Raw genomic sequence first — 14,858 nt, 5'->3', positions numbered from 1 at the left:
CGCCCTGGACACGGACGGCGACCGGTGAGCCGGCGTCCTCGCTGAGGAACTCACCGAACTGCCACTGCCGGGCCAGCAGCCACAGCGGGTCGTGTAGCCGCGCCTGCACGCCCGGCAGTGCGGCGCTGCGGGTGCGCGGCTCGAGCCGGCTCCAGCTGGTGATGGAAGGCATGGTGTCTCCGAAAGGTCAGCGGAACCGGGTAGCCACGGTGTCGCCCCGGCCCTGGTCGCCGTCGTTGGTGGCGAGGATCGCGGCGGGCAGGAAGTGCCCCACGCAGCCGGGCACGGCGTCGGGGTCGACGGCGCGGAGCCGGACGGCCTGGATCGTCTCGCGCAGGACAGCCTCCAGGGTGTCGGGGTTCCACGGCTCGCCCGGCACCGGGTGGACGGCGAGCAGGATCGCGTTGGCCGGGGCCGTGGCCGGGGCGTCGTAGTGCAGCGTGATGCCGGTGGTCTCGGTCGGGCCGGGGATCACCTCGGTCCACTCGTCGACGACGAGCCCGGCCAGCGGGCCCGACACGTCCAGCGGGCCGTAATGCGCGGGGTGATGGACCGCGATCGATGTCCGGCCGCCGGGCGCGTCGCCGGTGAGGGGCCTCGGTGAGCATGAAGGCGTGTTCGAGGCGGGCGGTCGCGGGCCGGACCCGGGCGACCCGCCCGAGCCAGGCGAGGGTCTCGGCCGGCCCGGCATCGGCGGCGACTCGCCGGCCGGCGAAGGCCTGTGCGAGGGTGCCGGGGTCGGCGACGGTGAACCGGGGCAGGAACCGGAAGCCGCGGCCGAACACCTCGGTGAGGGGGTCCGCGGCGCCACTTGCGGCCGTGCGCCGACGAGCCGTTTCGAGGTGTACCGCCTGAGCCTGCCGGACCAGCACCGCACGCGCCGTGTCGTCGTCGCCGTCCGCTGAGCGGGGCATCGCCCCGGCGACGCCGAAGTGCCACAGCGCCAGCAGCGCGTCGCGCACCGCGTCGAGCCCGCCGACCGGCCCGCCGGCGACGGCCGACAGTTTGGGCAGGTCCAGATGCGGGGCCAGATCGAGGAGATTGTCGGTCAGTACCGTGTCCGGGGCGGCAACGGCGAGCCGCACTACGGCGAGCGCGTCGTCGTCGAGCGCGAAGCAGTCCCGCAGCGCCGCGTGCGCGGCGGCCAGGGCGGCCGTCGCGGCGTCGGCCCGCCCCCGCAACTCCTCGGCGTCCACCAGGCCGGCCGAGCCCGATCCGGCGAGGTGGTGGCCGTCCGCCGGGGTCGCCGCGTCGAGCAGCTCCCGCACGGCGCGGGCGGCGACACCGAACTCCTCCAGGGACAGCATGCCCGGCGGCCACGCGGTGTCGCGCTCCAGCACGATCCCGGTCACGGTCGCCCCCGCCGGTCGGGACCGGGCGGCGTCGAGCTCCAGCAGCAGCTCCAGGTCGGAGCGTTCATCGAGGCTCACCACGTCGAGCGCCGAGAGCCGCAGGTCGGCCAGCGTCCGGGTGCGCTCGGAGACGGTTCCCTGCTCGCCCTGTTCGCGAACCCGCCAGCGCACGCGGGCCGGGTCGCCCAGCAGTGCCGCGACCCAGCCGTCCAGCGCCGGCTCGGCCGCGGCCCGGGCCCCCCGGTCGTCGCCCGGTGCCTTGACGGCGGGCAGCAGCACCAGGATCCGGTGCTGCACGGCGACGCCGGTCCGGGGTGTCTGGACGACCTCGATCTCGGGCGGTGCCTGGGTGCCCTTACTCAGCGCGTCGAGCACGGCGCCGGTGCCGCCGTGCCGGCCGTGGACGGCCTGGTGGACGCTCTCGGCGATGCCAAGGTCGGCGACGGCGTCGAGCGCATCGCGCAGCCGCGCGATCTCGGCGTCGATGCTCGCGGCCTCGGCGGCGGAGACGCCCGGCAGCGCGGCGGCGGCGAAACCCGCGCGGACCAGGGCCAGGCCGTCGACCACGTTGCGGGCCGCGACGCCCTCGGCCGGTTCGCCGGGCGCGGTGGGCGTGAGCTGCCCGGCGACGAGGGGGAAGCGGGCGCGCAGCGGGGCGATGTACCGGTCCAGGTCCTGGCCAGGGTGGCCCTCGTGCAGGCCGCGTTCGAGCTGGTAACCCAGCAGCGCGCCAAGCGGCTGGCGGCGGCGGATGCCGTCGAGCACCTCGGTGGCGCGCCGGACCCGGGCGGAGGTGAGATCGACTGCGAACGCGTCTTGACCACCGTGGGACAGCCAGGCGCTGCGCAGCACCGCCGCGGTGGCGGCGTGCCCGATCGACGGCGCGTGCACGAAGCCGGTGCTCTGCGGCCGCGTCGACGGCCGCAGGTGCTCGACGAAGCCCCAAGCGCCCAGGTGCACGCCGGTCGCGCCGCCGGCCCGCCACTCCGCCAGCCTCCGGGCCGGCAGCGACGTGAGCCAGGCGTCGAGGCGGTGGGTGGCCAGGTCGAGCGCCTCTGTGAGCAGCCGGTCGAGGGCGGCGCTGGGACGGCCGGCGAGGTGCTCGACGGCGGCGCGCAGCTCGTCGAGCTCGGCATCGATCCCGGTGCCGCGGAGCCGCTCGCCGAGGTCCTCGCCGGTGGTGGCATGCCGGCGCCGCAGGTAGGTCCAGCGGGTCAGAGCCCCGGCCGGCGAGGGCGAGACGTCGCGGACGAAGTCGGTGAGGTCGACGAGCTCCGGGTCGATGGCGCCGATGTCGGGACCGGGACCGCCGTCCGGCTGGGTGGTGACGAGTCTGCCGAGGTACCCGTCGCGCAGCCGCTCGTCGGCGGCGCTGACCGGCTGGCGGAGTGCCGCGTCGATGTAGCCGTTCTGCAGGGCGTGCCGCAGCACCTTGACCAGCAGCGGCTCCCGCTGCTCGTCGATGCGCAGGTCGGCGAGGTACCGGCGCTGATGGATGTCCTCGGGGTCGCGGCCCGCCGCGGCGAGCCATTCGACGTACGGCGGCGTCACGGGTTCCGACTCGGACAGGGCCGGCTCCTGCACCAGCGGTACGGCCAGGTCGGTGGTCTCGTCGGCGTAGGCGGCCCGCTGCAGCCAGGCGGTCGGCGGAAGCCCGAGCCGCAGCGGGAGGTCCTCGGCGTCGTCGCCGAGGGCGGTGAGGTACCGCCCCAGGGATCCGGCGTCGACCGGCACGCCCATGAGGCGCCAGAGGTTGCTCACGAGCGCCGGGCCGAGCAGTGAGCGCACCGCGACACCCGTGGTGGTCGCGCCGGTCGTGAGCAGGTCGAGGAAGACCTTGTCCGGGTCGGTGACGCCGGGGCGGCCCAGGGTCGGCACCGTGCCGTCCTCCGCCGGGACGCTCCAGGCGTCGCGCAGCCGGGCCAGGAGGTTGACGAGGCCGACCTCGGAGGTGAGGCCGGTCGCGCCGCTGCGGCCCACGTCCCCGGCGGCGAGGGCGATCGGCGGCCCGCTGGGCGCGGCGAAGGCCGAAAGCGGCTCCCAGGTAACCGTTAGCAGCGCCGGGGCGAGCGGCCGGACCAGGGGCCGCTCGATCGGGCGTCGCTGCTCGGAAACGGTGGCGTCCCGGACGTAGACGGCGTCGGCGTCGGCGACGAACAGGGCGAAGCGGTCCTCGCCCGGCACCACGGTGGCAGTCACCGCGCCCGGGCTCAGGTCCGGCACATCGATCAGTCCGGTCCAGCCGCCGGTCGCCGCCCCGCGGACGTCGAACCCGCGCCCGATCAGCACGGCCACCCGCTCCTTGCCGCCCCGATCGGCGACGGCGAGCACGACGACGACGTCCCGCCGCCGCCAACCCATGCCGAGCGCCCGGGCGGCGGCGGGCAGCCGCAGCCCGATGTCGACCGGGTCACTCCAGCCGCCCGGCACCCCGGCGTCGTCGAGGTCGCGGGCCACCCGCATCCGCGCGCCGGTGACGCGCAGGCCGGGCAGCAGCTGGAAGACGGCGACGTGACTTCCGGAAGCGGCGATGGCCACACTGCCGTCCAGGGTCGCGGGATCCGGCAGCGGCACTGGATCCGTCCAGCCGCCGTGCGCGACGCCGCGGGGATCCAGCGCGCGCCCGATCCGCAGCTCAAGTGGACGCAGGACGACCAGCCAGGGGCGGCCCGTCTCGCGGCTGCGGCCCACGGCGGTGGCGCGGACGTCGGCCGGCGAGGGCAGCGGCACCGGCAGGCCCCAGGCTGCCGGGACACCGGACGGATCCGGCTCCCAGCCGACGCTCAGCCCGGCCCGGTCCACCGCGACGAGCGACGGCCCCCGCCCGTCGAGGTCCCAGCGGTCGAGCGAGCTGACCGGGAGCACCCCGTACGGCTGGTCGCCGATCCGGATCGCCGGCAGCGGGCCGCGGGCGCGGACGTGGTCGAGGAAGTGCCGTCGCCAGCCGGGCAGCAGCCGCTCCCGCTCGTCGGAGCCGCCGAACACGTCGCCGAGCAGCCGGCGGCACCAGTAGGCCCACCAGGCCGACCACGCGACGGTGTTCATGGCCCGGGCGTCGCGCTGGTCGAGCGCGTCACGGTGCTGAAGCGTCGCGAAAAGCGCCGGGTCGACGCCGAGGGCGCGGGCCAGGTCGGCGGCGTCGGTGCCGGCCGCCGGCCGTGCGGCGTCGAGCGCCTCGAACGTCTGCGCCGGGTCGGGGTCCGCGCGCCGGTAGCCGGAGCGGGTGTCCGGGGTGTTGTTGGTAGCGGTGCCCTGCGGGACGAGGTCGAGGCCCCAGGTGTGCCGGTGGCCCCGCAGCAGCGCGGTCAGTTCGGCGGCGGCGTCACCGGGGGCAGTGCTGCCCCGGATGCCATAGACCAGCAGCAGGTCGAGCTCCTCGGACGCGCCGAGGTCCGCGGCGGGGATCCGGATGCCCAGGCCCGCGTCCACTGCGGCGCCGAAGTCGGTTTTCCAGCGGTACCAGTCCTGCTCGAACGGATCCTCGCCGGCCGCCTGCGACTCGTCGGGGTCGGGGCCGATCGGCAGTGCCATGTCGATGACGGCGCCCCACCGGCCGAAGACACGTTCGCCGCCGCGGAAGCCGGCGGCGACGAACCGGTCGGGCAGACACCCGGCAAGGGCGGCCCGGCTCCAAGGACCAGGACGTGACGGTACCGATGGAAAATCCGGTGGCACGGGAAGGTCTTCGGTGGCCGGGATCGCCAGGACCGGACGGTCGTCCGGGTTCGTGGGGCGCAGCTGGTCGGCCACCCACGTGGCGCGGCCGGTGCCGAAGCGCTGCACCAACTGCCGCCAGGCCGACTCGGCCTGGGCCCGATCGTCCCGGCCAGCCCGCCACACCTCGGTCCAGAAGTGTCGGCCGAAGGCGGCCTCGGCGTCGGTGAGGCCGGGCTCGTGGGTGTCGCTGTGCACGTCGTCGGGGTAGATGCGGATGAGCAGGTCGCGCCGGCCGGGCGGGCCCTGGTACCGGGTCTCCAGCCGCACCGGCAGCAGGGCGAGGGGCACGGCGGGGTCGAGCTGGTCGAACAGCCCGGCCAGGGCCTGGGTGAGCTGTGCGCGCGGGGCCGCGGCGGCCGCCTCCGCGGCGCGGAGCCCTAACTGGGCGGCGATCGCCTCCGACCGGGTCTGCGCAGTGGCGACGTCGCGGCGTGCCTGGGCGGCGGCGGCCTCGGCCTGCCGGGCGGCGGCGGCGAGGCGGTGCAACTCGGGACGGTCGACGGTCATGACGTGCCCGTGCCCAGCAGGTCGCTGAGGTGGACGGCGGCCCGGAACGGGCGCTGCAGCAGGATGCCGGCCAGGGCCGCGCTGGTGGGCGGGGGCCAGGGCGCGCCCGCGGGGAAGCCGGTCAGCGGTGCACCGATGCGCAGGTGGTGGCCGACGACGGTGACGTTCGTCCAGCTGAGGTCGCTCCAGCCGGTCGCCGGGGTGGTGCCGGTCTCGTCAAGGCCGAAGCGGGGCTCGGTGGGGTGCTGCTGGAACACGACGAACCAGCCGGCCTTGTCGTCGGCGACCGGGTCGGCAAGCTCGTCGCCGTCGTCGTCGATCGGGTTGCCCTGCGCGTTGACCTGCCGGCCCAGAGCGTCGGCCGGGTCGAGGGCGAACCCCATGAACGTGACGTCGGGCAGCAGCGACCCCTGGAAGCGGGGGTACCGCTCGTCCACGATCGGGCGGCGCCGCCAGAGTTTCGGCCCGCCGTCGGAGGCGTCGTACCAATCGGCACGAGTCACGTAGACGGTCGCGTTGGCGTAGCGGCGGATGAGGTCGCCGCGGATCAGCAGGACAACCTGGTCTCCTCCGTCCGGGCCGGCGTCTTCGAGGGGCTCGTCCATCGGCCACTGGTCGATCCGGTCGATGTCCTTCGCCGGGGACTCCCAGAACTGGCGGAAGCACGTGCCCCGCTGGTCGGTGGGGAACTCGCGCCACAGCAGCTCGCGGCTCATCTCGTGGTTGAGGCCGACCATGTACGCAGCGATGAAGGCGCGGTTGGTCTCCACGGCGGTGATCGAGTTGGCTGGCAGGCGCTCCAGGCCGGGCAGGATGTGCTCCTGGGAGAGGGCGGCGAGGGCGCGGTACATCGGGGTGGGGAACTCGGGCGCGGCCAGCACCGGCGCGAGCGGGTCGGCCGGGGCCCAGCCGGGCGCGGTTACCAGCGATGACATCAGGGCCGGCACGGCGCGCTCCGGGTCCAGGCGCGTGGTGACCGCGGTGGCGATCGCGGCGAGGTCGAGCGGCGGGCGCACGACCGGCTCCGGCGGCGGACACGGCGCCATCCGGGCCTGGTGGCGGGCCGCCGCGTCGTAGAGCGCCTTCAGGGCCGGGCTGGTCGGCGGGTGGGTGCGCACCCGGTTCCGGATCGCGTCCGGCGTGATCTCGCACAGCCGCGGGAGCAGGCCGGTGCCGAACACGGCCTCGAGGGCGTGCCGCACGCTGACCATGCCGCTCTGGGCGGCCTTCGGCGGGACGAGCGAGGCGGTGCCGTTGGCCCGGGCGAGCAGGCGGGCGGGGAGCGGCACGCCGGTGCCGCCGGCCGCGGTGATGCGCCGGGCGACCGGGCCGCCGGACCGGGCCGCCCGGCGGAACGGGCCCTGGCTCATCGCGAGCGGCACCCGGGTCGGGGCGAACCGGGCGGCGGCCGTCGTACGGGTGGGATCGACGAGGATCCGGGCCAGGGCGGGTCCGGCCAGCTGGACCAGCGTCGCGGCCGGGAGCGTGCTGAGGGCGGCGAACCGGGTGCGGGCGTTGTCGCGGGCCAGCTGGGCCTGGCGGAGCAGTTGGTTGGCCTGCTCGATCGCGCCGACCTGGGTCCAGGCCGACGCCATCAGGACCTCCTGCTGCTCCCGCACGACCCGGGTGCCGAGCGCCGCCGCGGTCCGCAGCCGGACGTCGAGGTTGAGCTCCCGCAGCCACCGCACGTCGCGGGCGGGGTCGGGGATGGACGACTGGGCGGCGTGCCAGCGCCCGTAGAGCGGCGGTGGCACGCCGGGTGCGCCGAGCGCGGCCCGCAACGCCTCGACGAACGCCGGCGGGTAGGCCGGGGCGGGCCCGGACCCGGCCGGCCGGAGGGAGCCGCCGAAGCCGACCGGCTGGGGCAGCCCGTCGACTTCTACCGGCCGGGTGCCGAGGCCTTCGATCTGGTCGCCGGGCAGGCGCTGCAGCCTCGTGACGAGCTCCTCGAAGTCGCCGCGCTCGCCGGTGGCGAACTCCCAGTGGTGGTAGACCGGCAGGTCGATGGCGGCGGTGGTGGCGTCCCAGGCCGGTTTGAGCTTCGGGATCGTGGCGTCGTCGGCCTGCTGGCCCAGCCCGGCGGCGACCCCGGCGTCGAAGGCGGGCACGACCGCGGCGAGGTAGCCGGTCGTCGGCTCCAGCCGGCGGGGGCAGACCAGGCGGCTCAGCGTGCGCTCGGGTCGGCCGTCGAGCGCGCCGGCGATGTCGCCGCCGACCACCTGGGCGTGGGCCCATGCCCAGGACTCGGCCAGGTCGGGCAGCTCGGCGCCGGCGGCAGCCGGGATCCGCAGGTACGGCAGGGGCCGCGACGGGTCGGCCAGCACGGCTGCCCTGTCGGCCGGCACGACGACGAGGCAGAGCCAGGGCCGCAGCCGGTGGGCGCCATCGTGGGCGGCGGGGGTGAACACCCACGGCAGGTCCGGCCGGTCGAACTCAATCGCGGCGAGGTAGTTGCTCTCGAAGTCGGTGGCGTCCGCGGCCGGGTCGGTTCGGATGATCTGGCGCGTGTCCAGGCCCCGCACGTCGCCCGGTCCGTAGAGCCGCAGCTGCGCCGTCGCCGTGGTGACCGAGTCGAGGCTCAGGGCGACCGGCAGCTCGACGCGGGCGTCGACGGGGGTCGCCGGGTCCGTCGAGTCCGGGACGGTGATGACGCTCGCGGTGCCCTGCCGCACCCAGGGCAGGAAGTTCAGCAGCGCCGCCATCAGCCGCCCTCCTCGTGCGCGCCGGCCAGCTGCAGCCCGGCCCGGTCGGCGCGCCGTCCCAGGGCCTCCTCGGCCTCGGTCCGGCTGCCGTACGTGGTGCTGCCGACCGCCTTCGACAGGTCGGCGACCGACCGGATCGTATGGCCGACGTCGTGCACGGCGATGCCTTTCGGCGCGCCAGCGTATTCGGCCGGGTTGTCCCGCCGGGTCAGCGCCCGGCTCGCCGCGCCCGTCCCGGCCAGGGTCAGCACCACCTGGTCGCCCGGGGTGTAGCGGGCCGGGCCGGGCGGGCGGACCGGCGCCGGCTGGATCGCGTCGACGACCAGCGTCTCGTAATCGAACGTGACCACGGTGGCGGTACCCCAGGTGACGGCCTCGATGCCGATGCCGGTGAGGCCGGCCGGGAGGGGCTCGAACTCGGGCCCGGCGATCTTCTGGTCCTCGGTCAAGTCGAAGAACTGTCCGCGTGAGAACCGCTCCCGGACCACGGATCCGCGGTCGACTACCTTGGTGCCGAGCCGTACTGCGCCGATCGTGAAGCGCCGGTGCGGGCCGGGATCCGAGGCGCCGTAGTGGGTGATGGTGGTGTCGAGCGGGACGACCTTCTCCCGGACGGTGAGTCGGCCGAACGGGTGGACCAGCACCAGGCCGGGCGCGTCGATCTCGCGCAGCGTGACGAGCATCTGGCCGGTGTCGGGCAGCTGCGCCGACCAGCTGCGCGGGTCCTCCAGCGCGGCCTTGAGGTCGTCGAGCGGGTTGACCACCGGCAGTGGCTCGGCCGGCTCGGGCTCACCGATGACGAGGTCGACTGCGACCGAGTGGCGGCCGAAGAAGTCGAACGTCGCCTGGCCGTGCACCAACCACTGGCCCGGCCCGGCGATAGACAGCAGCACGTCCAGGGACAGGAACGGGTGGCCGTTGTGTTTCAGGGCGGCGCCGCCGAAGAGGTCGACGGTGAAGTGGAACGGGTTGAGGTAGATGAGGGCGTCGAAGCCGAGGAAAGCGCTGACGCTCCAGGTGCCGAGGAACTTCGTCTCGGCGTACAGATCGAGTTTGGCGCCGATCTGGACGCTGTTGGCGGTGACCGCCAGGTAGCTCTCCAGCCGGATCCGGGGGTTTTCGCTGGTAGCCAGGCTGATCGCGAGCCGGTCCAGGGCCGGGAAGTCGGGCGGGACCGGGAACCGGGGGTGGAACCCGCCGATCGACATCACGAAGACCGGCCTGGCGCCCCAGTTGATGCGCAGCGCCATCCCGCCGCTGACGCCGAAGACGGCGATCCGGGAGTCGTAGATGACCGCGTCGATGCCAAGCTCGGACTTCGCGAAGTCGAGGGTACCGAGGATGTCGAGGTTGAGCTTGACGACGGCGTCTTCGTTATCCTCCGGCAGGTTCAGCCGGATCTTGCCCATCAGCGCCAGCCGGACCGGCGAGGGCAGCACGAGGACGATGCCGATCTCGGCGGTGATGACCACGGGCGAGCCCCAGCCGAGCTTGGCCATCAGCCCGAACGTGAAGCGGCCCTCGGCCGGCGGGAACACCGCGTCGAGGTCGCCGATGATCTTCGTGGCGTTGGCCACCGGGTCCTTGGGGAACAGGATCGAGTCGAGCGTGTGGTGCTTGATGCCGTCGCGTAGCGGCCCCAGCAGCATGTCGCGGTGGATGCCGATGAGCCCGCCGACGCCAATGAGAGTGAACCCGAAGCCGAGCTGGATGGGGGTGAACTCGACGGTGATGAGGATCAGCAGCGAGAAGCCCTGGCGGCCGTTGGGCAGCTTCGTGGCCAGCAGGCCGATCGCCTTGATGGCGATGGCCGAGAACTCCAGCTGCAGCATTCCGGCGTACTGGCCGGCCTCGGGGTCGATGAACAGGTAGCCGCCGCCCTTGACCGGGCCGGACTTGAGCGCCAGCCCGATCCCGTTGGGCGGCTTGAAGGCCACCCCCAGGTCCATCGGCCCCAGATTGCCAGCCTCGGCGGACTGCAGGACCGCCTGTATACCCAGCTTCTCGATGGTCGCCGACAGCGGCCCGATGGTGAGCTTGGTCAGCGCCGACACGGCGAGGCTGATCCGCGTCTGGCCGTCGGCGGTGGCGGCGCGCAGCGCCAGATACACCGCGTCGATCTTCAGCACGCCCAGCAGGTCGATGTTGGTCGCCAGGGTCAGCTCGACGCCGGCGCTGGCCCCCAAACTGACGCCGGAGCGCAGCGAGTAGCCCAGCTCGAAGTCGAACTCGAGGCGGATGCCGTCCTTGGGCAGCACCTTGGCCAGGAAACCGTCGCCGTCGGCGCTCCGGATCACCACGGCGGCCTTGGCGATCGAGGCGCCCACGCGGACGTCGACGTCGTCGACCGACGGCTCCTTGACCACGCCGACCTGGGCGGCGATCGACTCGACCTGCAGTCGGGTGCCGCGCTCGCTGCCGAACAGCACCAGCGGCGCGCCGCTCGTCGCCGCGTAGGTGATCCCAAGGCCTGCGTCGATGGCCACGTTCCCGGCGCCGTCGGGGGTCAGCACGATGACGGGCGCGCCGGGCCGCAGCAGGAGGCCGAAGCCGTCGGTGTGACCGCCGAGCCGGATGTCGAGCCGCACGGTGTCGGAGAGCTGGAGGGTGAGCGTCGCCTGCGCGTCGACGAACGCGTCGAGGGCGAGCCCGCCGACGACGGGCGGCGTCGCGGCCGGCAGCACCTCGACCGGGTAGACGTCGAGGCCGGCGGCGACGTGTGGCAGCGGCAGTAGCGGCAGCCGCAAGGCGATCGTGTCGTCCTGTCGTGATACCCGCCCGGCCGTGCCGAACGCCTGGTCCAGCAGCTGTCGGGGGCCGGGCTGGATGGCCCGGTAGTCTGACCGGGTGCCGATGGCGGCGGCGAGGATCCGCAGGCTCTCGAAGAGGACTGGGATGTCCAGGCCGTCGGCGGTACCCCAGCCGTAGTACTGCTTCAGTTCCGACAGCGGGTCGGTGAGCAGTTTCGGCAGTTGCTCCCAGGCGACCTCGCGGGTCACGTGATTCGTGCGGAGGGGATCGGCGCCGGCCGCCACGGGCCGGGTCCGCACAACGCTCAGCACCCGCAGCACGCCGAGGACCGTGGGCGCTTCCCGGGCCAGGAAGTCGATGAGGAGCAGGTCGAACAACTTGCGGGGGAGGGTTTCCAGGAAGTCGGTACCGGTGACGAGCGGCGATCCGGCGGCACCGCCGGGGAGGTGGCTGGCCAGGTTGCCGGCGAGGTCCGCGATGGCCGTGATCGCGTCGATGAGGTCGCCCACCAGCTTTGTGGCGTCCGCGCCGCCGGCGAGGGTGTTCGCCGTGTCGGCGAATTTCCCAACGAGCGGCTTGAGCACGCCGAGGTACGACACCCCCGCTGGGGGCGTGTAGCCGAGCATGGCAAGCAGCGCGCTCTCGCGGCCCGGGTCGTCGACCGCGGCAGTGAGGGGGCGCAGGAACGACTCGACGTACCGCGCGAGGGTCAGCTCGTTCACGGCAGCGCCCCGATGGCGCGCAGGTGGGCCAGGTAGGCGGGGTCGGCGGACACGCGCGGCCGCAGTACCCAGGCCTCGCCGTCGTCGGTGGCGAGGTTGAACAGCTGCGGGGTCAGGTCGTCGTACGTGAGCACCGTCGGCACGGGCGCGCTGTCGTCGACCTTGCCGTACAGGGGCATCTGCAGCAGCAGCGCGGACTGGTCGTCGAAGTAGGGGATCACGTACTTGAGCTTGGGGTCGAGGCTGGCCACGTTGTGCACGGCACTGCGGAAGAGGCCGACGAAGTTGCGGCTCTGTTCCGTGGGCCACGACAGGTCGTCGTCGACGGGATCGCTCGGCCAGTACCCGAACACGAAGAGACCACCTGCGCCGAGCGGGACGACCTTGTCGCCGATGAGGAGGTTGCCCTGCACCGCGAGCGCCCAGTGTTTCGGATAGCCCCCGAACCCGTCGAGCGGGTCGTCGAGGTCGGCCCACCAGTCCAGATCGCTGCCCGTGATCGCGGGGAAGTCGTGGGCCTGCCAGGTGCCGTTCGTGTAGAAACCCGGGTTGCCCCAGACCGCCGGCGCGGCGCCCACTGCCCTGCCGATCACCTCCCGAAGGCCGTCGTTGGCGTCGGCGCTCGTGCCCTGGGCGGCCAGGACGCCGTCGATCGTGGGGTCGAGGCAGTTGTCGAGGATCTGCCGGGCCACCGTCAGCAGCTGGTTGGGCTCGGACAGTGCGCTCAGCGCGAGCCCGTTGAGGGTCGCCGCCTGGACGTCGTGCCCGCTGACGCGCATCAGGTAGCCCGTCAGTGCGTGCGGGTCGATGATGACGCAGCGTTCGCCGCCGAAGCCGCTCGTGGGTATCTTGCCCCGGGTCAGCGGGTGGCCGAGGACGTGGACCACGTCACCGGGCTGCAGGTCGTCGACCGGGACCGGGCCCTGCTCGAACAGGCCCTGCTGCAGGCGCGGGTCGGACAGGAAATGATACGCGGGGACGCCCCCGAAGATCACCCGCGTGCCGCGGTCGAACGCCTGGGTGACCTGCTCGGCCGTGAGCTCGGACGCCATGACCGGCACGGCCGCCGTCCGGACCAGGGCCTTCTCCACGTCCTCCTCGGTCGCTGGGGCGCCGGGGGGCAGGAGCTGCGCGGCCTTCGGATTCTTGACGTGGGTGATGGAGACGGTCTCGGTCGCCCCGGTGGCGTCGAGCAGCACGACATCGAACCGCGGCTGCAGGACGGCAGGCGGAATTACGTGCAGGGCCACGTCGGCGCCGGCGGCCACCGGCGCCTGGAGGATCCGCAGGCCGCCCACCGGCACGCCGTTGTCGATGCGGAACACCCCGTCGGGGTTGTCGATCGTCAGGTAGGCGGGGCCGGTCTGGTCCAGCGCGTCGAACAGCTGCTTGGGATCGTCGGCCTGCAGCAGGGAATCCAGCAGCACCATGCTGGCGGCGGTCTGGCACTCCACGACGTTGACGTCGTCGGCGTCGGCGCGTGGGCCGGGCCGGAACAGCTCCTCCACCGCCGCCTTGCGGTCGGCGTCGGCGCCCGGGGTCAGCACGAACGGCCAGCGCTTGTCCGGCCCGACCTGGCTGACGCCCTCCCAGTGGGTCGCGGTGCTGCGCAGCTGCGAGTGCTCAATGTCATCCGGGAAGTCGAAGCGCTCGTTGGGCGCGTTCCCCAGCCGGTCCGGGTCCCACACGTTGACGTAGTCGCGCATCTGCAGGACGGTGCGGAGCCGGCGCTCGCTGACGAACCGCAGCAGATCGGCGTTGTCCTGGTCCAGGAACACCGCCGGATGCACGCCGAGCGCGCCGTATACGATCTGCACCATCAGCGCCCGGGCCCCCACGCGCGTGTCCGGTACCACGAACGAGTACGCCCGATCGGACGGCGCGTCAACGATGCCCTTGGCCTGCTGCAGGTACTGCCGGCTCTTGGCGGCCGGGTCCGCCGCCGCTTGGGCGTGCGCCACGATCCGCTTCACGAACCACTTGCGCGCGCGACCGGTCAGCCAGGCTGAGTGCAGGCTGGTGTCGGCCGCCAGGTCGGCTTCCAGTTGCGCAGGGTCCGCCATGAGGGTCGCGCTCCGGTGGGCGATGGTGGGCCGGGCTGCTCGCCAACTCATGCTCCACCGCCACCCCCCGGCTGTAAAGGCCCGCCCACCGACGTGGACCCCGAACACCCGCCCGCGTCGGAAACACGACACGGCGGCGCGTCGCCGGACGCTTCCGTTGTGAGATCGGAGTCCCCAAATGTGGCCAGCCGGCCACTGTGATCAGGTACGCCCAGTAGTTGACGGGCAGAGAGGTGCCCGGGCCTCGATTGGTGCCGAAGCTGTAGGTCATGAGCTTCAGGGCCTGGACATGTCCCTCATCCTGCGGCGACAGAGCCGGCAGATGGACGAAGAGCTCGTGGACGGGCCGGTTGGCCGCTGAGCCTTTTCCAACCTCAGTTTGGGCTGGCTCGGTTGCAGCTTCACCGCCTCCGCCTCGACCGGTGGCGACCTTGGCTCACCGCGCGGCTCTGACTCGCCGGAGCTGGGCCAGGATGACTGCGAGTTCCAGGAGCTCCGTGTGCTTGTGCATCCGTTCGCAGCCGATAAGGCTTACCAAGGCAAAGGGTCGTTTCAAAGTCGGTTTGCGGTGTGAGTGCGGTTGCCCCGCCAAGGGGCGGTGGTGTCCGACAGCACGTCGTGGCGCCGTATCGACCGGCACCGTTCCGGCGCAGCGTCGAGAAGGACCACGCTGAGTGGTGGGGAGGACATGTAAGAGATGCTGCACTCTCCCTTTGGACTGGATCATGGCCCTGGCGTACGCCTCGGCAGTGCTGTTCTTTGTGCTGTCCTTCCTCTGGATGACTGTCTACGAGGTCCGCGGTGCCCTCAAGCAGGACCTCCGTCCGGCGTCCCCGCAGCGACCGTTGCCCCCGCCGCAATTCAGTGCGCCGCGAGGTGGGCACACGCACATGATGGGGCCACACGGGTACCACTGCGACGGCGGCCCGGGGTGCCCCAGCCGGGGTTACTAGTAGTGCTTCGTTACGTCGGGTGATCTCGCCTGGTAGTGGGCATCGTCTTGGTATGAGGCTGGGGGAAGTGGAACGGCTCCGGGGTGAGTTA

At 73.2% G+C, this 14,858-nt stretch carries 4 protein-coding genes; all 4 read right to left on the bottom strand.

Annotation, left to right across the window (positions count from 1 at the left end; translation table 11 throughout):
• Positions 1 to 50: 50 nt before the first annotated feature.
• Genes ACGFZQ_RS12955 through ACGFZQ_RS12940 form a run of 4 tightly spaced genes read right to left on the bottom strand, consistent with a single transcriptional unit; the run spans position 51 to position 13,865 of the window.
• Positions 51 to 5,576, bottom strand: coding sequence for a hypothetical protein (locus tag ACGFZQ_RS12955; RefSeq protein ID WP_393840393.1), 5,526 nt, complete (start codon positions 5,574 to 5,576; stop codon positions 51 to 53).
• Positions 5,573 to 8,278 carry a hypothetical protein gene (locus tag ACGFZQ_RS12950; RefSeq protein WP_393840392.1) on the bottom strand — a complete coding sequence of 902 codons (2,706 nt, stop codon included), beginning with the start codon at positions 8,276 to 8,278 and terminating at the stop codon, positions 5,573 to 5,575. Before ACGFZQ_RS12950 ends, ACGFZQ_RS12955 begins: the two co-directional genes overlap by 4 nt.
• The gene (locus tag ACGFZQ_RS12945; protein ID WP_393840391.1) at positions 8,278 to 11,751 is read right to left on the bottom strand and encodes a DUF6603 domain-containing protein; all 3,474 of its coding nucleotides are present in this window, start codon (positions 11,749 to 11,751) and stop codon (positions 8,278 to 8,280) included. The genes ACGFZQ_RS12950 and ACGFZQ_RS12945 overlap by 1 nt, the downstream gene beginning before the upstream one ends.
• Complete coding sequence (locus tag ACGFZQ_RS12940) at positions 11,748 to 13,865, bottom strand: hypothetical protein (RefSeq protein ID WP_393840390.1); 2,118 nt, start codon at positions 13,863 to 13,865, stop codon at positions 11,748 to 11,750. The genes ACGFZQ_RS12945 and ACGFZQ_RS12940 overlap by 4 nt, the downstream gene beginning before the upstream one ends.
• Between the last annotated feature and the right edge of the window lie 993 nt (positions 13,866 to 14,858).

The organism is Streptomyces sp. NPDC048254 (genome assembly GCF_043201895.1).
Lineage (GTDB): Bacteria > Actinomycetota > Actinomycetes > Streptomycetales > Streptomycetaceae > Streptomyces.
Note: the sequence above shows the minus strand (reverse complement) of the source record. Positions and strands in the feature narration are given on the sequence as shown.